At 44.7% G+C, this 19,397-nt stretch carries 21 protein-coding genes; 18 read left to right on the top strand and 3 right to left on the bottom strand.

The window, feature by feature from the left end; all coding sequences use genetic code 11:
* Positions 1-134 precede the first annotated feature (134 nt).
* From AN963_RS25920 to AN963_RS31270, 11 genes are all read left to right on the top strand, one after another.
* On the top strand, positions 135-1,316 hold the full coding sequence (locus tag AN963_RS25920) for a MalY/PatB family protein (RefSeq protein ID WP_055747399.1): 1,182 nt from the start codon (positions 135-137) through the stop codon (positions 1,314-1,316).
* A 48-nt stretch (positions 1,317-1,364) separates the two neighbouring features.
* Complete coding sequence (locus tag AN963_RS25915) at positions 1,365-2,807, top strand: sigma-54 interaction domain-containing protein (RefSeq protein WP_055747398.1); 1,443 nt, start codon at positions 1,365-1,367, stop codon at positions 2,805-2,807.
* Positions 2,808-2,887: 80 nt separating this feature from the next.
* Entirely contained in the window at positions 2,888-3,685 is a 798-nt protein-coding gene (locus AN963_RS25910; RefSeq protein WP_055747397.1) for an amino acid ABC transporter substrate-binding protein, read from the top strand.
* Positions 3,686-3,697: 12 nt separating this feature from the next.
* A complete protein-coding gene (locus tag AN963_RS25905; RefSeq protein ID WP_055747396.1) occupies positions 3,698-4,381 on the top strand; it encodes an amino acid ABC transporter permease in 684 nt (227 codons plus the stop codon).
* A 19-nt stretch (positions 4,382-4,400) separates the two neighbouring features.
* Entirely contained in the window at positions 4,401-5,144 is a 744-nt protein-coding gene (locus tag AN963_RS25900) for an amino acid ABC transporter ATP-binding protein (protein ID WP_055747395.1), read from the top strand.
* 31 nt (positions 5,145-5,175) lie between these two features.
* Positions 5,176-6,099, top strand: coding sequence for a thioredoxin-disulfide reductase (gene trxB / locus AN963_RS25895; protein ID WP_055747394.1), 924 nt, complete (start codon positions 5,176-5,178; stop codon positions 6,097-6,099).
* A 90-nt stretch (positions 6,100-6,189) separates the two neighbouring features.
* A complete protein-coding gene (locus tag AN963_RS25890; RefSeq protein ID WP_055747393.1) occupies positions 6,190-6,528 on the top strand; it encodes a thioredoxin family protein in 339 nt (112 codons plus the stop codon).
* Between the two features lie 2 nt (positions 6,529-6,530).
* Positions 6,531-6,857 (top strand): thioredoxin family protein, encoded by a 327-nt coding sequence (locus AN963_RS25885; RefSeq protein WP_055747885.1) that lies wholly within the window; start codon positions 6,531-6,533, stop codon positions 6,855-6,857.
* A 106-nt stretch (positions 6,858-6,963) separates the two neighbouring features.
* The gene (locus tag AN963_RS25880; RefSeq protein ID WP_330218861.1) at positions 6,964-7,341 is read left to right on the top strand and encodes a RidA family protein; all 378 of its coding nucleotides are present in this window, start codon (positions 6,964-6,966) and stop codon (positions 7,339-7,341) included.
* Positions 7,342-7,383: 42 nt separating this feature from the next.
* Positions 7,384-8,352 (top strand): 1-aminocyclopropane-1-carboxylate deaminase/D-cysteine desulfhydrase, encoded by a 969-nt coding sequence (locus AN963_RS25875; protein WP_055747391.1) that lies wholly within the window; start codon positions 7,384-7,386, stop codon positions 8,350-8,352.
* 134 nt (positions 8,353-8,486) lie between these two features.
* On the top strand, positions 8,487-8,660 hold the full coding sequence (locus tag AN963_RS31270; protein WP_161827306.1) for a hypothetical protein: 174 nt from the start codon (positions 8,487-8,489) through the stop codon (positions 8,658-8,660).
* Positions 8,661-9,196: 536 nt separating this feature from the next.
* Here the strand turns inward: AN963_RS31270 and AN963_RS25865 are convergent.
* Positions 9,197-10,537, bottom strand: coding sequence for an arsenic transporter (locus tag AN963_RS25865; protein WP_083497110.1), 1,341 nt, complete (start codon positions 10,535-10,537; stop codon positions 9,197-9,199).
* Positions 10,538-10,772: 235 nt separating this feature from the next.
* Between AN963_RS25865 and AN963_RS25860 the strand changes: the two genes are divergently transcribed.
* The 4 genes from AN963_RS25860 (at position 10,773) to AN963_RS25845 (ending at position 13,981) form a co-directional block, all read left to right on the top strand.
* Positions 10,773-11,480: a DNA alkylation repair protein gene (locus AN963_RS25860; protein ID WP_055747389.1), complete on the top strand. Its 708-nt coding sequence runs from the start codon at positions 10,773-10,775 to the stop codon at positions 11,478-11,480.
* Between the two features lie 138 nt (positions 11,481-11,618).
* On the top strand, positions 11,619-12,395 hold the full coding sequence (locus AN963_RS25855) for an amino acid ABC transporter substrate-binding protein (RefSeq protein WP_055747388.1): 777 nt from the start codon (positions 11,619-11,621) through the stop codon (positions 12,393-12,395).
* Between the two features lie 164 nt (positions 12,396-12,559).
* The gene (locus tag AN963_RS25850; protein ID WP_055747387.1) at positions 12,560-13,219 is read left to right on the top strand and encodes an amino acid ABC transporter permease; all 660 of its coding nucleotides are present in this window, start codon (positions 12,560-12,562) and stop codon (positions 13,217-13,219) included.
* A 15-nt stretch (positions 13,220-13,234) separates the two neighbouring features.
* A complete protein-coding gene (locus AN963_RS25845) occupies positions 13,235-13,981 on the top strand; it encodes an amino acid ABC transporter ATP-binding protein (protein ID WP_055747386.1) in 747 nt (248 codons plus the stop codon).
* An 87-nt stretch (positions 13,982-14,068) separates the two neighbouring features.
* On the opposite strand, the gene AN963_RS25840 is transcribed toward AN963_RS25845, so the two are convergent.
* A complete protein-coding gene (locus tag AN963_RS25840; RefSeq protein WP_152985727.1) occupies positions 14,069-14,341 on the bottom strand; it encodes a KTSC domain-containing protein in 273 nt (90 codons plus the stop codon).
* Between the two features lie 556 nt (positions 14,342-14,897).
* Between AN963_RS25840 and AN963_RS25835 the strand changes: the two genes are divergently transcribed.
* The gene (locus AN963_RS25835) at positions 14,898-16,238 is read left to right on the top strand and encodes an LLM class flavin-dependent oxidoreductase (RefSeq protein ID WP_055747385.1); all 1,341 of its coding nucleotides are present in this window, start codon (positions 14,898-14,900) and stop codon (positions 16,236-16,238) included.
* Positions 16,239-16,318: 80 nt separating this feature from the next.
* On the opposite strand, the gene AN963_RS25830 is transcribed toward AN963_RS25835, so the two are convergent.
* The gene (locus AN963_RS25830; protein WP_055747384.1) at positions 16,319-17,335 is read right to left on the bottom strand and encodes an LLM class flavin-dependent oxidoreductase; all 1,017 of its coding nucleotides are present in this window, start codon (positions 17,333-17,335) and stop codon (positions 16,319-16,321) included.
* A 269-nt stretch (positions 17,336-17,604) separates the two neighbouring features.
* Between AN963_RS25830 and AN963_RS25825 the strand changes: the two genes are divergently transcribed.
* Together AN963_RS25825 and AN963_RS25820 are read left to right on the top strand one after the other, a co-directional pair.
* Positions 17,605-18,831 carry a cytochrome P450 gene (locus tag AN963_RS25825; protein WP_055747383.1) on the top strand — a complete coding sequence of 409 codons (1,227 nt, stop codon included), beginning with the start codon at positions 17,605-17,607 and terminating at the stop codon, positions 18,829-18,831.
* 299 nt (positions 18,832-19,130) lie between these two features.
* Positions 19,131-19,388 (top strand): glutaredoxin family protein, encoded by a 258-nt coding sequence (locus AN963_RS25820; RefSeq protein WP_055747382.1) that lies wholly within the window; start codon positions 19,131-19,133, stop codon positions 19,386-19,388.
* Positions 19,389-19,397: the final 9 nt, after the last annotated feature.

Here is a 19,397-nt window from a genome sequence, read left to right as displayed (position 1 = left end):
TAATCATTTGCAATATTGAAAATTCATCCAAAATGTCAGTGCTAAAAACGTTGATGTAGCGCGGTTGTAGAATTGGCATAAAACTTGCTGTTGTATATATGCAGCTGCAAATGATGAACGTGGAGGTTATGGAAATGAAGTATGACTTCGATCAAGTTATAAACAGAGTAAATACAGCCTGCGAAAAATGGGATGATCTTCAAAACCGCTTTGGTGTAAGTGATGCTATCCCTATGTGGGTCGCGGATATGGATTTTAAGTCGCCTCCCCCCGTTATGGAAGCTTTAAGGCAAAGAGTTGAGCATGGTATATATGGCTATACTTATCGACCTGATTCCTATTCTGAGGCTATTGTTGATTGGGTGAAAAGAAGACATCATTGGTCGATAGACAGGAAATGGATCGCTCACAGTCCTGGCGTGCTCGCAGCATTATCCGCGATTATTCATTCATTCTCACAACACGGGGATAAAGTCATCATTCAAACGCCAGTCTATCATCCGTTCTCTCGTACCATCAAGTCGCTGGGGCGTGAAGTTGTAAACAACCCACTCCAATTAGAAAGCGGACGATATACGATGGATTTTGCGGATTTGGAGGCGAAAATCGACTCTACGGTTAAAATCTTGGTGCTTTGCAATCCACATAATCCAGTAGGGAGAGTTTGGACTCAAGATGAGTTGACGATGTTGGGACAAATTTGCATCAAGAACAACATTCTAGTCGTTTCAGACGAGATTCATTGCGACGTTGTTTACAAAGGACACAAGCATATACCGTTTGCCTCCATTTCAGAAGAGTTTGCTGATCATTCGATTACTTGCATAGCGCCTTCCAAAACATTTAATGTAGCGGGTCTGCAAACTTCATGCATCATTATTCCGAATGAAAAATGGCGAGATATTTTTAACCAGTCAATAAACAGTCTGAATATCGGATCCCCTAATACGTTCGGGATTATAGCAGGAGAGGCTGCCTATCGATACGGTGAAGAATGGTTAGAGCAAGTAATCGATTATTTACAAGGGAACCTAGATTTTCTAGTTCGTTACTTCCGAGAGAACATTCCGCAAATAAAAGTGATTCAGCCAGAAAGCACGTATTTAGTGTGGTTGGATTGTCGAGAATTAGGCGTTGCTACGGAACAAATTGATAAATTTATGCTTAACAAAGCGCGAGTTGCTATGAATGAAGGGTATATTTTTGGGGAGGATGGCATTGGATTTATGCGAATGAATATCGCGTGTCCACGCTCTATTTTAGCAAGGAGCTTACATCAGATAGAAGAAGCCGTTACCTTATTGTGCAGCGCCTAGAAAACAAGACGAATGAATGATCTCAATAACGTAAAAATGGGAGGGCATATGGCTGACTTTTCTTACATTCAAGAATTTGTCCAAACATTCTCGGAAAATGTTAGTGAAGTACTTGGTTTTGATATAACCATACTGAATGAAAACGGCATACGAATTAGCGGAACCGGTTCTTATAAAGATAGTATCGGCGAGCCGTCTCCAGAAGGGTCCTATTTAAGGATGATTATGGAAACGAAGAAACCGGCAATGATCTATGATGTTATTAAAAATGAATCTCAATGCATGAGCTGTAAATTTATGGGGCAATGTAAAGTTTCAGCCTCCATTGGTTTTCCCATATTAAAACGGAATAGATCTGTAGGGGTCATCGGGATCATGGGCTTCTCTCCTGAACAGAAAGAAAGGATCATCAAGAACTCTGAGAAGCTGATAAGGTTTTTGCATCATGTGAGTGCTCTGCTAGAAAATAAGCTGTTATTGCTAGATTGCAGTCAAGAATCAGGACGCGAAGCGTATGAGGATATCGATGTCTTAAAAAATGTTTCCTTTGATAGCATCGTCGGCCATAATTCGGGACTACAAGATGTAATTAAAAAGGCAAGACGTGTTACCAATAGTCCTTCAACTGTTCTTATAAGGGGTGACAGTGGAACGGGTAAAGAGCTGTTGGCACAAGCGATTCATTATGAGAGTAATCGAAGAAAACATCCTTTTGTTGCAATAAATTGCGCCGCTATTCCTGAAAATCTTTTGGAAAGCGAATTGTTTGGTTATGAGGGAGGTGCTTTCACAGGATCAAGACGCGAAGGGAGCATTGGTAAATTTGAGTATGCCCACAAAGGGACATTGTTTCTGGATGAAATTGGTGATATGCCCATTTCGTTACAAGCGAAATTATTAAGAGTTTTACAGGAGAGATCCATTGAACGTATTGGTGGGAAAAAGATCATTCCGATTGATGTGAGAGTGATCGCAGCTACACATAGAAATTTAGAGGAAATGGTGGAAAAAGGTACCTTCCGAGAAGATTTGTATTACCGTCTCAATGTCATACCGCTGCATACCAAACCTCTAAAGGAACGCCGTGATGACATTGTGTTATTTCTTAAATATTTTATAAGAAAACATTGCAGAATTTTGAAAATAAATGAACTCGGTATCGATCCAGTATTAGAGCAGTGGTTGATTCAATATGATTGGCCAGGAAACATTAGACAGCTAGAAAACGCTGTAGAATACATGGTCAATATAGCTGAAACAGATACGATTGAATTTGACGATTTACCAGATTACCTGAACAAACAGGAGAATTTTGATTGTTTTAGAAGGGGATTAAGTTTAGAGCAAATGATTGCAGAGTATGAAAAGAATATTTTACAAACCTTCTATTTTGCCGAACCATATCGAAATGATAAAGAAAAGATTTCTCAAACATTACAGATTAGTCTCTCTACGTTATATCGAAAGCTGGACAAATACCAGTTGGAATAACGAACTTGTAAAACCGGCCTTAATTATCAGAAATTTTATATTAATAAAAATATAATTCCGAAGAAAGAGGTGCATTTTTAGTGAAAAAGATATCCATTTTCGTAGCTTTCTCCTTACTGGTTTCACTTGCTTTAACTGCGTGTGGCACAACACAAAATCAGGCAGCACAGAGCAAGAATCTGCTTGAGCAAATCAAAGCAGATGGAAAAATTAGAATTGGTACAGAAGGAACCTATCCACCGTTTACCTTCCATGATGATTCAGGAAAGTTGACTGGTTTTGATGTTGAGATCGGAGAGGAAATAGCGAACAGACTGGGTGTTAAGCCCGAATTTATCGAAACCCAATGGGACGGCATGTTTGCCGGACTTGATTCGAAGCGATTCGATATGATTGTAAATCAGGTAGGAATTCGTCCTGACCGTCAGGAAAAATACGATTTTTCAGATCCTTATATCCTGTCAAAACCCGTTTTGATTGTTTATAAAGACAATGAAACGATTAAAACATTTGCAGATTTGAAAGGAAAAAAAGCAGCTCAGACACTTACCAGTAACTTTAAGGATATAGCCGCATCCAACGGTGCTGAAATCGTCGGAGTCGAAGGATTTAATCAATCCATTGATCTATTGGCTTCAAAACGTGCTGATGCGGTTGTTAATGATGGATTGTCTTTTCTCGATTTCAAAAAGCAACAGCCTGATTCACCTATTAAAGTTGTGGCAGAGCTAGATGAGCCTGCAAAATCGGGAGTTATGTTCAGAAAAGACAATAAGGAATTGGTAGATGCCGTAAATAATGCACTCTCCGACATGAAGAAAGATGGTAAATATGTAAGCATCTCACAAAAATACTTTGGAACTGACGTATCCAAATAAGGGAGTGTGCTCATGTTTCCTGATGAAAGATTCCAACGAATCATTGACATCGTCGTAAATTCTTTTCTTCCTATGGTAAAAGCAGGGATTGTTTTTACTGTACCATTGACACTTATCTCTTTTTTTCTGGGGCTCATTCTTGCTTTGCTTACGGCACTGGCTCGGATCTCAGGAATTAAACCACTTGACGCTGTTGCAAGATTTTATGTATGGGTGATTCGGGGAACACCTTTGCTCGTTCAATTGTTTATTATCTTTTACGGTCTTCCCAGTGTTGGAGTAACGATTGGCCCACTTACATCGGCCATTATCGGTTTTACGATTAGTGTTGGTGCCTATAACTCAGAGATCATTCGGGCAGCGATCCTTTCCATTCCTAAAGGGCAATGGGAGGCAGGCTACTCAATCGGCATGAGCTATCGTCAAGCATTAAAAAGGATTATTCTTCCTCAAGCAACACGGGTCTCTGTCCCACCCTTGTCAAACAGTTTTATCAGCTTAGTAAAAGATACATCCTTGGCTGCTACCATTACGGTTACCGAAATGTTTCGAGTAGCGCAGCAAATTACAGCAACAACCTATGAGCCATTAGTATTGTATTGTGTAGCAGCCATTATTTATTTGATGTTCAGTACCGTTCTTTCTAATGCTCAAGGACGTATGGAAAAACGACTCGATCGTTATGTGACGAGTTAATTTTATAGGAGGAATGCTCGTGATTGAGATAAAAAACCTGCATAAGCAGTTTGGACAAACCGAGATTTTGAAAGGAATCGATCTAAAAATAGAGGAAGGTCAAACGGTTTGTATCATTGGGCCTTCGGGGTCAGGTAAGACAACGTTGCTTCGTTGTTTAAATTTGCTGGAAGCACCTACAAAAGGAACCATGAACCTGGGGAAATTCACTTTGGATTTTGGGGATAAAAAACAAGTTTCTAAAGATACGGTTATTAAGTTCCGTCAGCAAACAGGTATGGTGTTCCAGAGTTATAATTTGTTCCCTCATATGACGGCACTTGAAAATGTAATGGAAGGTTTGGTCATCGTTCGAAAGCAAGACAAGGTGTCTTCACGTGTAAAAGCTCTTCACTTGCTAGAAAAGGTAGGTTTAAAAGAACGGGCAAACCACTACCCATCTCAGCTATCAGGTGGACAACAACAACGCGTAGGAATCGCCAGAGCGATGGCGATGGGACCTGAAGTCCTGCTTTTTGATGAACCCACTTCCGCGTTAGATCCTGAGTTAGTAGGTGAAGTTCTGAAGGTTATGAAAGAACTTGCTAAAGAAGGAATGACAATGGTTGTTGTCACGCATGAAATGAACTTTGCCCGTGAGGCAGCGGATAAGGTTGTATTCATTGATAAAGGTGTCATTGTCGAAGAAGGAACACCAGAACAAATTTTTGAGCATACACAGCATGAACGCACCTTGCAATTTTTAAACAAACTATGTTCGTAGAATGATGTAACGATAAACGAGGAGGAAAATGATGTATAAAACCGTCATTCTAGGGACCGGTCCTGCCGGGTTAACCGCAGCCATCTATCTGGCCCGCGCTAACATGAGTCCTTTAGTCATTGAAGGCCCTGAACCGGGGGGACAATTGACATTGACTACAGATGTTGAGAATTTCCCTGGTTTCCCTGATGGGATTATGGGACGAGAGCTGATGCAGAACATGCGTGAGCAAGCAGAGCATTTTGGAGCAAAGTTTATAAGAGGATGGGTTAAGAAAGTCGATCTTTCAAATTCTCCTTTTATCGTAACGGTTGAAGGCTTAGAAGAAATGAAAACGCAATCTTTAATCATTTCGACGGGGGCTTCTGTAAAATTATTAAATATTCCGGGGGAGAAGGAAAATATTGGGCGGGGAGTAAGCACCTGCGCAACGTGTGATGGATTTTTCTTTAGGGGTAAAAAAATTATCGTTGTCGGCGGCGGAGATTCGGCTATGGAAGAAGCGAATTTTTTAACGAAGTTTGCTTCAGAGGTTCGTGTTGTTCATCGCAGGAACGAGCTTCGCGCCTCCAAAATTATGCAAGACCGCGCCCGAAATAATTCGAATATTACCTGGAGCTTAAATTACATTCCTGAAGAAGTGATCGCAGGAGATAAATGCGTTACTGGCTTGAAAGTAAAAAACAGCGATACAGGAAAAGAAGAAATTCTCGAATCGGATGGCATTTTCATAGCAATCGGACATAGGCCGAACACAGCTTTTTTAGACAATCAAGTCAAAACGGACGATCTGGGCTATATCATCGTGAATCCGGGTACAACCGAAACAAACATTCCTGGCGTATTCGCCTGCGGTGATGTGCAAGATCACAAATACCGCCAGGCAATAACGGCTGCAGGAAGCGGCTGCATGGCTGCTCTGGATTGCGAAAGATATCTTGATTCAAAAGCGTGAGCGAGCAGGACATTTTGGAGAAAGGGGTGATTGGAACAACTAGTTAATACACAATGTTTTTAACATTAGGAATTGTGGAGGGGTGTAATCATGAAAGAGATCAAAACACAGCAAGAGTTTGATGAGGCAATTCTATCAACAAAACCGGTTGTCGCTAAGTTTTATGCCGATTGGTGCCCGGATTGTCAGCGCATTGATCCATTCATGCCAGCTGTGGAAGAAGCGTACAAAGAAAAAATGGATATGATCGCAGTGAATCGGGATCATTTTCCAGAAATATTGGGGAAGCTTGATGTATTTGGTATCCCCAGCTTTATTGCTTTTCATGAAGGGAAGGAACTGGGGCGCTTTGTAAGTAAACTCGGAAAAAGCCAGGAAGAGGTTGAGCAGTTCCTTAATCAAATCGTAGAGGTAAAGGGAGGATTGTAATGATGAAAGAGATCAAAACACAGCAAGAGTTTGATGAGGCGATTTTATCAGCAAAACCAGTTGTCGCGAAATTTTATGTTGATTGGTGTCCAGATTGTCAGCACGTTGAAACATTCATGCCAGCTGTGGAAGAAGCGTTCAAAGAAAAAATAGAGATGATCGCAGTAAACCGAGACCATTTTGCGGAACTGTTAGAGAAGCTAGATGTGTTTGGAATCCCCAGCTTTATTGCTTTTCAAGAAGGGAAGGAACTGGGACGCTTCGTAAGTAAACTCGGAAAAAGCCGGGAAGAGGTCGAGCAGTTTCTCGATCAAATTTGTACCAAATAAATGAAATAACGACGATCCTAACATCCCAAGCATATCCCTGCTTGGGATGCTACTTAACCAAGTCTTTAACGCAAAAGGAAGAGGCATAGGAGGATGGATACATATGATGAAAGTTATTTCAACGGATAACGCTCCAAAAGCTATTGGACCCTACTCGCAAGCGGTTCGTGTGGATGATTTTCTTTTTCTCTCCGGACAAATACCGATCATCCCCGAAACAAATGAAATGGTTGAAGATAATATAATCCTTCAAACACAACAAGTATTGAAGAATATGAAAGCCATTCTAGAGGCAGAAAACTTTTCGCTCGAACATATTGTGAAAACAACTGTTTTTATAAAAGATTTGAATCATTTTTCAGCTATGAATGAAGAATATTCCAGATTCATGGGGGATCATCGTCCTGCTCGCTCTACTGTGGAGGTAAATCGTCTACCAAAAGATGCGCTAATTGAAATCGAGGTTATTGCTGCTCGAAAGTAAAGATGAAATGGAGGGAAGGAAGGGAAAAAGGAGGTTTTATCTATGAGCATGATGCAAGAGAGGCAAATGGAAAGTCCTTTGCACTTTCTGCCAAGGCTTAGTGCCATACTGGATCGAGAGATTTGGATGAAACGTGATGACGCAAACGGAGATATTTTAACAGTAGGAAACAAGAAGCGAAAGCTGCAATACCTGTTGACTGACGCGATTAGAAACGGAGCAGATACTGTCATAACGACAGGCGGACTCAATTCTAATCACGCTCGGGCGACGGCAGCTATGGCCATACAGCTAGGTTTAAAACCCATTCTTGTATTAGGAGGCCATAAACCGGAGAACAAAAGCGGAAATTATCTTTTGAATCATTACATGGGAGTAGATGTTGTTTTTTCGGGAGCGAGTACGCAAAAAGAGATGGGGCAGGCATTGAACCAGCAGGCTGAAAAAGTAAAGGCGGAAGGATTGCGTCCTTATGTTATCGGGGTCGGTGGGTCAAACGGCTTGGGTTCATTAGGCTATGTAGACGCCTACTATGAGTTGAAAGAGCAAGCTGCAGAAAAGAGAGTGCAGTTCGACTGGCTTTTTGCCTCAGCTGGCTCTGGAGGAACTATCGCTGGGCTGATCTATGGTTGCTATCTACACAAAGACGCCACTCGGATTGTAGGGGTATCGTCCTGGCTGAAAACGGCTGACATCAAAATCCAAATCGAATCTTGCTTGCATGAAGCAGCCTCTTTGAAAGACGATGAACGAAAGCTGCAGCTTGATCATCTCCCCGTGTACTTACATGACGAATACATCGGAGAAGGATACGGATACCCTACTGACGGCGGAATGGAAGCACTTCACTTGTTGGCGAGCAAGGAAGCCATTTTGTTGGATCACGTGTATACAGCAAAAGCGATGGCAGGCTGTATCGATTATATCCGCAAAGAAATAGTAAAACCTGCGGAAAAGGTTTTGTTCTGGCATACAGGTGGAACTCCAGGACTCTTTGCGATCAGTGGCTGAGGGTATTGCCATACAAACAAATAGAAGCAAAGCTAATAACGCAACCAAAGAAGTTTAGCAAGGTAAGCTATCTGATATACATGTATTTCTACTCGACTAGACAAACTAACCAAAAAGTGACCAGCGGAGGCATTATGAAAAAGAAAATAGCCGATTCCTTATTAAGCTCACCCAAGCAAAAACCAGTCCAAATGAACAGCGAACAAAGTGAAAGAGAAGAGCTCATGAGTCAGGTATTGGAGACCGATGCGGTGACCGCCGAAGCAGTCGAAATACAGAAGGATAAATATCTTTTAGAGGGTAAGTAGTGACCATACACTACAGCGATGGCGATTGCGTCTGAGGGGCGTAGTCGTCTTTTTGTTTTGTACCTTAAAATACGCATTGTTAACCATTTGTAATAGTTTTTGGGATGCGGATGCTCTACAATACAAGTGACGAATTGGGAATAATTTCAAAATGAATGAGAGGGCAGAGATGAACGATTTGAACAAACTAAGGAAAATCTTCCATTTGAATAAACTGGCTGATAGTGGGCCACAATGATTACTACACTGTTAACAACCTTTTTCAGCCCTCGCGATGTCGAGGTTTTTTTTTTGTCCTCAAACGCATACGATGTCTGATTATGGCTACCTTTTCCTTAACTTTCGATAGGTTACGTTGTCCTTGCCAATGGCTCGCTTTGAGGCTGGATGTCGACGGCAATACCTCGGATGATTTGCTCCATTCGTAGGAGCACGATAAGGATCAATCTAAATAAGCTCGCAACAATCCCTTAGGCCAAGTCCTAGGGGATTGTTTTTATAAACCCCCTGGAACATGTTCCTACGAAATTGGTTTGTTAAAAAAGCCAGGACACCCAGTAAGCTAGAACGATTAGCGTAAACAGCACGGTAATTGGGATAACGACAGATGTAACCTTTAGATACTCACCCCAAGAGATGTACACTTTTCCTTTTTTCAAGATGTGCATCCAGAGCAGGGTCGCCAGTGTACCGATCGGTAAAAGGAGGGAACCGACGTCACTACCGATGACGCTAGCAAGATAGGCGATTTTGAGTGTAAGTGGATCGAGTCCCATGTTTGTCAAAGTGAGCGTTCCGACCATGAGAGCGGGATGATTGTTGAATAGATTGGACAGGATGGAAACGAGGATACCCATCATCACACTGGCTTGTGTCAAGCTCCCGGAAACGATAGGCTGGAAATAATGGATTAGCCACTGAGTCAATCCGATATTGTGCAAGCCGTAAATGATCACGTACATGCTAAAGGCGAAAACGAGAATGTGCCAAGGTGTTTTCTTCAGCATATCAGCCGGAGATATTTTTAAATATGCCCATCGCCAACCTAATAGGCAAAGGGAACCGATCACAGCCATCGCCGGTACGGGAAAGTGAATGTAGGAAGCGATGAAAAGGCTGGCACGAACAGCAAAGACAAAGAGTAACAGATAACCCATGAATTTGGTTCGTTTCTCTCGCGGGATGGGAGAAGTGTCGCCTTTCAGAGGGTGGCTGTATTTCGTTGTGAGGGTGAGTCGGCTAGTACTAAGTTGACGTGGCAGGGCGCGATGAAAATAGGCGTACAGCAATAGGACTAGAAGGACTAGGCCAAGTGTAGCAGGAACAAACATCATAGCGGTGTGCATATAGAGGTCCATGTTTACGATTTTCAGCGCGATCAGATTGACGATATTGCTTACCCCGATCGGAGCACTGGATGCGGTAGCGATCAAGGCTCCGCTGAGCAAATAGGGGATCTTCTCGTGCTTTTTCAAACCTAATTTCTGGAGCAAGAGCAATAAGATAGGCGTGGTGATGAGAATACTACCATCGTTGTTTACAAATAGGGTCATCAAAAAGCAAAGGAGGTTGGTATACCAAAAAAGGCGGATACCGGACCCTTTCGATTTGGCTGCCAAATTTTCTGCTGTCCAATGAAAGAATCCAAAGCTCTCCAATACGATCGCCATAACAATCGTGGCGATAATAGTGACGGCTGCTCCCCCAATCGTTTCCGTGATGGTCAACAGATCACGGATGGAAACACTGCCACTGATAAAGACAACGATGGCTCCTACAGTAGCAGGTATGGCTTCGTTTACGTGGGGCCGCCAAAAGATAAAGAAGATGGTACAAAGGAAAGAAACAATGGTTAGGGGTATCATGAGCTCAGACATGATTTGCATCAGTCATTCGTTTTTTTATAGGAAACATCGCTTTTTTATACATTCCTTTCACTTGTCCATAAAGTAAATACGTAATGTATCAATACGTTAAGTGGAATCGATTTGACCTAAACTTGTACCCTTTTTCTAAATCTTCCACGATTATCTGTAGTCATTTATTCATAGGCAGCAGATATACACCTTGGTATGATTCTCTCAACACGTAGAAAAGGAGGGCACCGGGAAAATGACCCTAGAAGAAGTGCTGAAAAAGCTTGAGGAAATGGGAACGGAGCAGACGAAGAAGACATATTTGCGTCACGGTGCCAAGGAACCTTTTTTTGGAGTCCGAATCGGTGATATGAAAAAGCTGGTAAAAGATGTGAAACGTGACCAACAGCTAGCTCGGGCTTTATATGAGACAGGCAATCACGATGCGATGTATCTAGCGGGGCTGACAGTCGATCCGAAGGGCATGTCAAAAGGAGACTTGCGAGGCTGGGTGAAAAAAGCATATTGGTACGCGCTGGCTGAGTACACGGTAGCAAACGTCACGGCCGAAAGTGAGCATGCCCTTGAGCTGGCACGGGAATGGATACCGTCTTCAGAAGAAATGATTGCGGCGTGTGGCTGGAATACCTACTCCAACTACTTGTCCATCACTCCCGATGAACGACTGGATCTGGATGAAATCAAAAGCCTGCTTCAGCAAATCAAAGCTACCATCCACGAGGAAAAAAATCGGGTGAGGTACACGATGAATCAATTTGTCATTTCAGTCGGGGCATATGTTCCTGCACTTCACCAGGAAGCACTCGACATGGCTGCGAGCATAGGAGCGGTGCGTGTGGAAATGGGACAGACGGCTTGCAAGGTGCCATTGGCTACCGAGTATATTAAAAAGGTAGAGGAACGAGGCAAGATCGGTCAAAAGAAAAAGACCTGCATTTGCTAGGGTGTCGCAATTGGAATTGATTGTAATGTTTAAATTTACTAAACTTCCTCGACTCTTTTTGGATGATGTGCTATCATGAGACCTTGTTAACGTGTTACCACTTTACCATAGTAAACAAAAGGTCTTAGGGGGATCATCATGAAAAGATTTGCGGCTATTTCTATCCTGCTTACAGCGCTACTATCACTGGTAGTTGGATGTTCCAGTAGCAATACCGGTGCGAGCGGCAATCAATTGATCATCGGGATCGACGACAAGTTTGCGCCGATGGGCTTTCGCGATGAAAAGAATGAAATCGTCGGCTTTGATATCGACTATGCTCGAGCGGCTGGAGAGAAAATGGGGAAAGAGGTTGTCTTTCAAACCATCGACTGGAGCTCGAAAGAATCTGAGCTCAACAGCGGTCGGATCGATCTCATCTGGAATGGATATACAATCACGGACGAACGCAAAGCAAAAGTACTATTCACGAAGCCGTATTTGAAAAATGCGCAAGTGATCGTGACCTTGGCGAATTCGGATATGACGAAACTGGATGATTTGTCCGGTAAAATCGTAGGTTTGCAAAACCTCTCTTCTGCTGCTGACGCCTTGGATGCCAGTCCGGTGAAAAATAACGTCAAAACGATCACGGAGTTTTCTGACAACGTGCTTGCGCTGAGCGATTTGAAAATCGGACGCGTGGATGCAGTCGTGATCGACCAGATCGTAGCCGACTATTACATGGCCAAAGACAAAGGGACGTTCAAGCAGCTGGATGAATCACTAGCGCCAGAGGAGTACGGAATTGGCGTGAAAAAAGGCAACGAAGCATTGCTGAATGATCTGCAAAAAGCTTTGGATACTATGAATCAGGACGGAACCGCAGCGAAAATTTCAGAAAAATGGTTTGGTGAAGATCGGGTATTGAAGTAAAAGGAACAATGGCTTCGTCGAACATCTGGCGGAGCCCCGTTTTTATTTTACAGATAAGAATTAATAAGATTCTTATCCAGTATAAGTGCAACTAAGGCCACGCCAAAGGCTTGGCGTAGCCAAGTTTTCTAATGGTTAGACTTTTTGGTTAGGAGCATACGAGCATGAGTATAGAATATATCCTCGGTATTACAAAGCCGATGCTGGAAGGCGCGCAGATGACGGTGTTGCTGTTCCTCATCGCGATCGTAGTATCCATTCCATTAGGCTTTGTCATCACACTGATGGCGAAAAGCAGCATCAAAGCACTGGCGTGGATTGCCCATACGTACGTTTACGTCATGCGGGGAACGCCGCTGCTGCTGCAATTGCTGTTTATATGTTTCGGGCTGCCGCTGCTTCCAGGGGTCGGTGAGTATTTGGTGTTTGACCGTTTTGTAGCGGCGTGTATCGGGTTTGTCCTCAACTATGCTGCCTACTTTGCCGAGATCTTTCGGGGCGGATTGCTTGCAATCGACAAGGGGCAATACGAGGCGGCGCAGGTGCTGGGCTTTAGCAAATGGCAAACGATGACCAAGATTATCCTGCCTCAAATGTTTCGCGTAGCATTACCGGCGGTCTCCAATGAGTCGATTACGCTGGTGAAGGATACCGCGCTGTTGTACGCAGTAGCTGTGCCGGAGCTGTTGCACTACGCACAGACGGCCGTGAATCGTGATTTTACGATTGTTCCTTTCTTCATTGCAGGTGTCATTTACTTGGTCATGACTCTCTTGTTGACGTTGTTCTTTAAGTGGATGGAAAAACGTTTTAAATTTGAATAAAAGGATTGGCGAGAAATGGCAATCATACAGGTTTCCCAGATGAAAAAGTCGTTTGGCTCATTGGAAGTATTGAAAAATGTCAGTTTTGAAGTTAATAAGAACGATGTAGTCGCAGTCATTGGACCCTCTGGCTCCGGAAAAAGCACCATGCTTAGAAGTCTGGTATATTTGGAGCAAGTGAACGGAGGGAGCATCCATGTACAGGGTGAAGATCTCGTGCGCGACGGCGTGTACGCAAACCAGCAGCAGATCAAGCGGATTACCTCTAAAATGGGGATGGTGTTCCAGCATTTCAATCTGTTTCCTCATTTGACGGTGAGAGAGAATCTGGAGCTGGCTCCACGCACGGTAAAAGGGGAATCGGCAGAAGTGGTTCGCCAAAAAAGTGCGGAGCTGCTCTCAAAAGTAGGCTTGTCTGATAAGGCAGATCATTACCCAGCCAAGCTCTCCGGTGGACAAAAGCAGCGAGTGGCGATTGCCAGAGCGTTGATGATGGATCCGGACATCTTGTTGTTTGATGAACCGACGTCGGCACTCGATCCCGAGTTGACGGGGGAGGTCTTGCAGGTCATCAAGCAGCTCGCCCAAGAACGGATGACCATGATGGTTGTGACTCACGAGATGGGATTTGCACGGGAAGTTGCAAACAAGGTCATGTTCATGGACGATGGAGAATTTATTGAAGCAGGAACACCGGAAGAGCTGTTTACCAACCCACAATTTGAGCGGACGAGAGCATTTTTAAGGAAGGCTTTGAAATAAACTTCGGCTAGGTATGTAGCCGGAGTTTTTTTCGGGGAGATGCGGTCGACTCCCAGGAGTATGGCATGAGGGAGTCGCGCTTCTATCCTACATGACGGGATAGTTGAGATATCTCATATGGATGAAAGCAAAGAAGTGGTCGCTGAACGAGTCAGCATTTAAAAAGGCGTTGTAGGCATAGGGAGTGACACGGCAATAGACCATCTCACGGCCGTCCAGAAATCGGATGTACAATCGTTGGGTTCCCAGATCGTATCGGGTAGATTTGATCAGACGAGAATCCAGTTCTTTGTAAGAGGGCTCCAGTTCCCCAGGAGCAGGGCGTGAAACTAGCTGGCGAATGATAGATCTCACTTTCATGCGAACTCCTTTTGCGTATTCCTCGAAGTAGTGTTATTTCTTTGAGTTCTTTATTTTACTCAAAAAATTGTATTCGGAATACAAAAAGAACACACCGACAGAAAGATGAGCGAAAAGAACTGCGTTGAGTGCGACATTGGAAATGGTAGAGAACATGTAGAGCCTCCTGTAAAAAAAGACATCTAGGACGTGCTTCTTATATTCGTTGTCGCTTTAGTTCTTTGGTCCTGTAATCATGGTGTAGCGAACACGAAATGGTCGAAATACCCTTGTCGATTAATGGTTGAATATGTCGAATTAAGTCTATATTACCTATTGTGAATTTGTCAATGAAACGATAGATATAAAATGTGATCCGTGATGGCGTAATCACCAGGATGCCTCACAGGGTGTTAAAGTAAATCTTACTTGACCGATGGGAATAATATAACTAAACTAAATTTATAACTAGCCGATCAGACAGCTGAAGGCTCCCTCATTTGCAGACGCAGTATGCAGACGCAACCCCGAGGGAGTCTTTTTTGCACATATACGCTCAGATTAGGAGGAGTCATTCATGGCCAATTCCAGACAAATCAAATTCGGTGCGTTTATCCATGGAGTCGGCGGTCACATCGCAGGATGGAGACATCCACTGGCACAGCCGGATGCCAGTATCGACTTTGGCTTTTATTCTTCACAGGCGCAAAAGGCTGAGACAGGCAAGTTTGATTTCGTTTTTATTGCGGATGGCTTGTTTATCAATGAAAAGTCTATTCCCCATTTCTTGAATCGGTTCGAGCCGCTCACGATCTTATCGGCGCTAGCCGCGATCACCTCGCGTATCGGGCTCGTCGGGACAGTATCGACTTCGTACAGTGAGCCCTTTACTGTGTCGCGTCAGCTCTCTTCTCTCGATCACATCAGTCATGGGCGTGCGGGCTGGAACGTCGTGACGTCACCTCTGGAAGGCTCTGCGCTGAATTTTAACAAGACAATCGATGAGCATCCGGATCATGCCAAGCGCTACCGGATCGCTACGGAATATTTGGAGGTGGCCAAAGGTCTGTGGGACTCGTGGGAGGATGACGCCTTCGTGAGAGAGAAGGAATCGGGCGTTTTCTTTGACCCGAAAAAAATGCACGCACTGAACCACAAAGGGGAGTTTTTCTCGGTGCAGGGTCCGCTCAATATTAGCCGCTCCAAGCAAGGTCAGCCTGTGATCTTTCAAGCGGGAGCATCAGAAGACGGCAAGAGCTTTGCAGCTACGTGGGCGGATGCTATTTTTACGGGACATCTGACATTGTCTGACGCGCAACAGTTTTACGAGGACGTCAAAAACAGGGCGGTAGCAGCGGGTCGCAATCCTGATGAGGTCATCATTATGCCTGGAATCGCACCGATTATCGGACGTACCGAAGTGGAAGCCGAGAAAAAGTATCAGGAGCTGGCAAATCTGGTGTCGATCGAGCAGGCACTCGCCTATTTAGGAAGGTATTACGATCACCATGATTTTTCTGTTTACGAACTCGATGAGCCGTTCCCAGACCTGGGGGATGTGGGCAAAAACAGCTTTCAGAGTACGACTGAGCGAATCAAGAGAGATGCCGAGAAAGGCAATCTGACCCTTCGACAAGTGGCTCTACAGGAGACGACTCCTCGTCCGTTGTTCATGGGAACGGCGGAAAGGGTCGCAGATCTCGTGCAGGAGTGGTTCGTGGAGCGGGGAGCAGACGGCTTCATTATCAGTTCGAGTATTCCGAATGCGTTGAATGACTTTGTCGATCATGTCGTTCCTCTTTTGCAGGAGCGTGGATTTTTCCGGACGGAGTATGAGGCGGATACGTTGCGTGGAAATCTGGGGCTGTCGGTACCTGCGAATCGGTATACGACAAAGAAGAATCAGGCCCTCGTGTAATAGGCTGCCACTGTAATATGAAAAGCTGTCCCAGGCATTCGAGCTTAGGGGACAGCTTTTTTGTTTGGATGCTTCGATTTTTATGAGACAGTCAGTTTCGAAAAGGCTTCGACGAGCAGCTCGTAAGAATGAATCCGTTTCTGAAAGTCTTTGATCGGAGTAGTGATGATGACTTCGTCTACTTGATAAGTGCGCTGGATATCGAGTAGTTTTGCCCGTACCGTTTCTGTGGAGCCAGAGATGATATTGGCTTCCTTCACCTCGAGGGTAAAGGGCTCTTCAGAGTGTTTTCCGTATTCCTCGGCCTTTTTGAGACTATTTACCGTGATCGTTTTTCCGCTCGCCAAATGGATTTTTACCAGCTCGTTCTCGGCAGCGAGCTTCTGGGCGTCCTCGTCGGTATTGGAGACAATCACGGACAGGGCGAGAATGGCCTGGGGCCGAGAGAGTGCTCCAGCCACGAATTTCTTTCGGTACGTATCGATGGCTTCGTAGCTAACGGCTTCATCACTGTTGATGAACTGCGCAAAGACATAGGGAACCCCGCGCTTTGCGGCCAATTCGGCACTCGCCACACTCGTTCCCAACAAGTAAAGGTCCGCGGGCTGCGGGGGAACCGGGATCGCTTTTAATCCATGGAGGGCATGCTCGGGCTCGAGGTTGTTGTGGAGGAATTTCTCTAGCTCCACGAGCTTTTCTTCGAGTGAGGGCGAAGATGAGGCATCCACCTGTTGCAAGGCCCGCGTAGAAAGAGGAAGCCCTCCTGGTGCCCTGCCGATGCCCAGATCGACTCGTCCCGGAGCAAGCGATGCGAGCACGTGGAAATTTTCCGCTACTTTATACGGGCTGTAATGCTGTAGCATCACGCCACCCGAGCCAATCCGGATGCGCTCAGTCTTTGCCAGCAGGTGCGAGATGAGGACTTCTGGAGAAGAGCCGACCACATGATCCAGATCGTGATGTTCGGAGACCCAGAAACGATGATAGCCCAGCCTCTCCGCGATCTTGACCAGTTCAATCGTATGCGAAAAGGCTTGTGCGGCCGTTTCTCCGTTTTGAATTGGAGTTTGGTCCAAAATGCTCAATGTTAGCGCCACAGTTTTTCTCCCCTAACCGTAGAAATGTACGCAAAAAGCCCCTTAGGTGTCATGTCTTCTAAGAGGCTTCTGGTGGTCCAGTCAGCTGTTTGTGTTGTTATAAATTCATTATTTCTTATTTGTTTACTAGGATTTTATCGAGTGCACAGGCGATTGTCAATAACGATGGTTTAAATTGTAAGCATTCAAACATACTACAAGTGGAACGAAGCGGACAAGATCTAGCCTGGGACGAAATTGCTCAGTTGTAGAATTCGGAGGGAAACATGATGAATTCAACCAATCAAACGATTCTTTTACAAGAAATATCGAATCTTACATCAAAACAATCACAATGGAACCCCTATCCTTGGTACAAAGAGATGAGGGAGAAGCATCCTGTCTTTTACGATGCTGAGCAGGATGTGTGGAATGTGTTTTTATATGAACATGCCAAACGTGTACTGTTTGATCACCAATTCTTCTCGAATAAAAAAGAACGAAGCTTCATTCCCATTCCCAAAATAATGGATAACCGAAGCAACGTAAATTTCTGCGATCCTCCGGAGCACCGAAATCGGCGCGCTCTGTTAGCAAAAGCGTTCACCCCGCGAGATCTCGAACGATGGGAACCTCGAATCCAAGCGGTCGTGGACGAACTGATTACGGAGATGGAAGGGCTATCGACAGTGGATATTGTACAGAAGCTGGCGATCCCCCTCCCTGTGACAGTCATAGCTGAGTTGCTCGGTGTCCCTTCCAAAGACAGGGAGAAAATTAAAGCCTGGTCAGACATCATCTTCCTCCCGTATGCCAAAGAAACGTACAACGACACTGCTGCTCGAAAAATGCAAGTCATGAAGGAGTTTCACGACTATCTATATCCGATCGTGCTGGAAAAAAGGAAGCATCCCACCGATGACATCATCTCCGACTTGACGAAAGCCGAATTGGAGGGTGAACAATTGACGGATGAAGAGGTGGTCAGCTCCGCTGTGGGACTGCTCGGCGCGGGAAATGAGACAACGACAACACTGATTTCCCATGTGTTTTATTCCATGCTGTTTGACAAGCCGGGTATTTATCAGGAACTGAGAGCCGACTTGTCACTGGTTCCCAAATTGATTGAGGAAGTGCTGCGCTATCGCTTTCCCTCTACCAATGATCGTAAGGTGGTGCAAGATACGGACATTTTGGGGCAGGAAATGAAGCATGGACAAATGGTGATGGTGTGGACTGGTGCTGCCAACCGGGATGAGTCCCAATTTACCCGTGCGGAAGAGTTTAATATCCATCGACCTGAGAACCAACACCATCTCGCCTTTGGAGCAGGACCACATTTCTGTTTGGGAGCCCCGCTCGCTCGTATGGAAGCGCGCATTGCTTTGACTTCATTTGTGAAGCGGTTTGACGATATCCGTCAAGTGGAGGGCTTTGATGTGATCGAGCATTTGACGGATTCGGCGATGGGCCAGGCCTTAAAGAGCTTTCCTATCATGGTCGATCATAAGGATTAACCGACCAGGTACACGTACGATGCTACCAATCAGCAAAAAGACGGTTGACGGATGGGGAGCCGGAAGATAAAATACCTAGTAATCAGATCAGGATTAAACAATATCGTCGACCAGACCACTGGAGACTACTGCTTGCCTTCATTCTTTCGGGAATGGGCTGTGGGAGTCTCTTTGTTTTTGTACAGATAGGAATGGATAAGATTCCTATTCAGTACAAGTGCAACAAAGCTACGACCTAATCACGGCGTAGCCAAGTTTTCTAGTGGCGGAAGTACGATGAGGAGATGGAGGAGAAGCAGATGGCTACGCAGCAAAAAGTCGTGTTGTGGGGGAGAAACGGGTGCTCGTTTTGCGCAAATGTAAAGGCGGTTCTGGAGGCGCATAACCACCCTTATGAATGGATCGATGTGGAAGGCAAAGACGTATTGCGTGATGTACTGGAGGTCAAATATGGATCGCGTCTGATCCCCGTAGTCGAAATCGGGGGAGAAGGAAAGTATGAGGCATTGCTCCACACTGAGCTGGATCGCCTCGAATCATATTTAATCAACAAATGAAAGCCGAGG

Origin of the sequence: Brevibacillus choshinensis (genome assembly GCF_001420695.1) — a bacterium.
Classification (GTDB): Bacteria; Bacillota; Bacilli; order Brevibacillales; family Brevibacillaceae; genus Brevibacillus; species Brevibacillus choshinensis.
The sequence above is the reverse complement of the archived record's forward strand: the minus strand, read 5'-3'. Positions and strand labels throughout refer to the sequence as shown.

What these genes read in the sequence shown, in the direction of transcription:
- AN963_RS25920 (WP_055747399.1), top strand. Translation starts at nt 135, where the DNA reads ATGAAGTATGACTTCGATCAAGTTATAAACAGAGTAAATACAGCCTGC.
- AN963_RS25915 (WP_055747398.1), top strand. Translation starts at nt 1,365, where the DNA reads ATGGCTGACTTTTCTTACATTCAAGAATTTGTCCAAACATTCTCGGAA.
- AN963_RS25905 (WP_055747396.1), top strand. Translation starts at nt 3,698, where the DNA reads ATGTTTCCTGATGAAAGATTCCAACGAATCATTGACATCGTCGTAAAT.
- trxB (WP_055747394.1), top strand. Translation starts at nt 5,176, where the DNA reads ATGTATAAAACCGTCATTCTAGGGACCGGTCCTGCCGGGTTAACCGCA.
- AN963_RS25890 (WP_055747393.1), top strand. Translation starts at nt 6,190, where the DNA reads ATGAAAGAGATCAAAACACAGCAAGAGTTTGATGAGGCAATTCTATCA.
- AN963_RS25885 (WP_055747885.1), top strand. Translation starts at nt 6,531, where the DNA reads ATGAAAGAGATCAAAACACAGCAAGAGTTTGATGAGGCGATTTTATCA.
- AN963_RS25880 (WP_330218861.1), top strand. Translation starts at nt 6,964, where the DNA reads ATGAAAGTTATTTCAACGGATAACGCTCCAAAAGCTATTGGACCCTAC.
- AN963_RS25875 (WP_055747391.1), top strand. Translation starts at nt 7,384, where the DNA reads ATGAGCATGATGCAAGAGAGGCAAATGGAAAGTCCTTTGCACTTTCTG.
- AN963_RS31270 (WP_161827306.1), top strand. Translation starts at nt 8,487, where the DNA reads ATGAAAAAGAAAATAGCCGATTCCTTATTAAGCTCACCCAAGCAAAAA.
- AN963_RS25865 (WP_083497110.1), bottom strand. Translation starts at nt 10,537, where the DNA reads ATGTCTGAGCTCATGATACCCCTAACCATTGTTTCTTTCCTTTGTACC.
- AN963_RS25860 (WP_055747389.1), top strand. Translation starts at nt 10,773, where the DNA reads ATGACCCTAGAAGAAGTGCTGAAAAAGCTTGAGGAAATGGGAACGGAG.
- AN963_RS25855 (WP_055747388.1), top strand. Translation starts at nt 11,619, where the DNA reads ATGAAAAGATTTGCGGCTATTTCTATCCTGCTTACAGCGCTACTATCA.
- AN963_RS25850 (WP_055747387.1), top strand. Translation starts at nt 12,560, where the DNA reads ATGAGTATAGAATATATCCTCGGTATTACAAAGCCGATGCTGGAAGGC.
- AN963_RS25845 (WP_055747386.1), top strand. Translation starts at nt 13,235, where the DNA reads ATGGCAATCATACAGGTTTCCCAGATGAAAAAGTCGTTTGGCTCATTG.
- AN963_RS25840 (WP_152985727.1), bottom strand. Translation starts at nt 14,341, where the DNA reads ATGAAAGTGAGATCTATCATTCGCCAGCTAGTTTCACGCCCTGCTCCT.
- AN963_RS25835 (WP_055747385.1), top strand. Translation starts at nt 14,898, where the DNA reads ATGGCCAATTCCAGACAAATCAAATTCGGTGCGTTTATCCATGGAGTC.
- AN963_RS25825 (WP_055747383.1), top strand. Translation starts at nt 17,605, where the DNA reads ATGAATTCAACCAATCAAACGATTCTTTTACAAGAAATATCGAATCTT.
- AN963_RS25820 (WP_055747382.1), top strand. Translation starts at nt 19,131, where the DNA reads ATGGCTACGCAGCAAAAAGTCGTGTTGTGGGGGAGAAACGGGTGCTCG.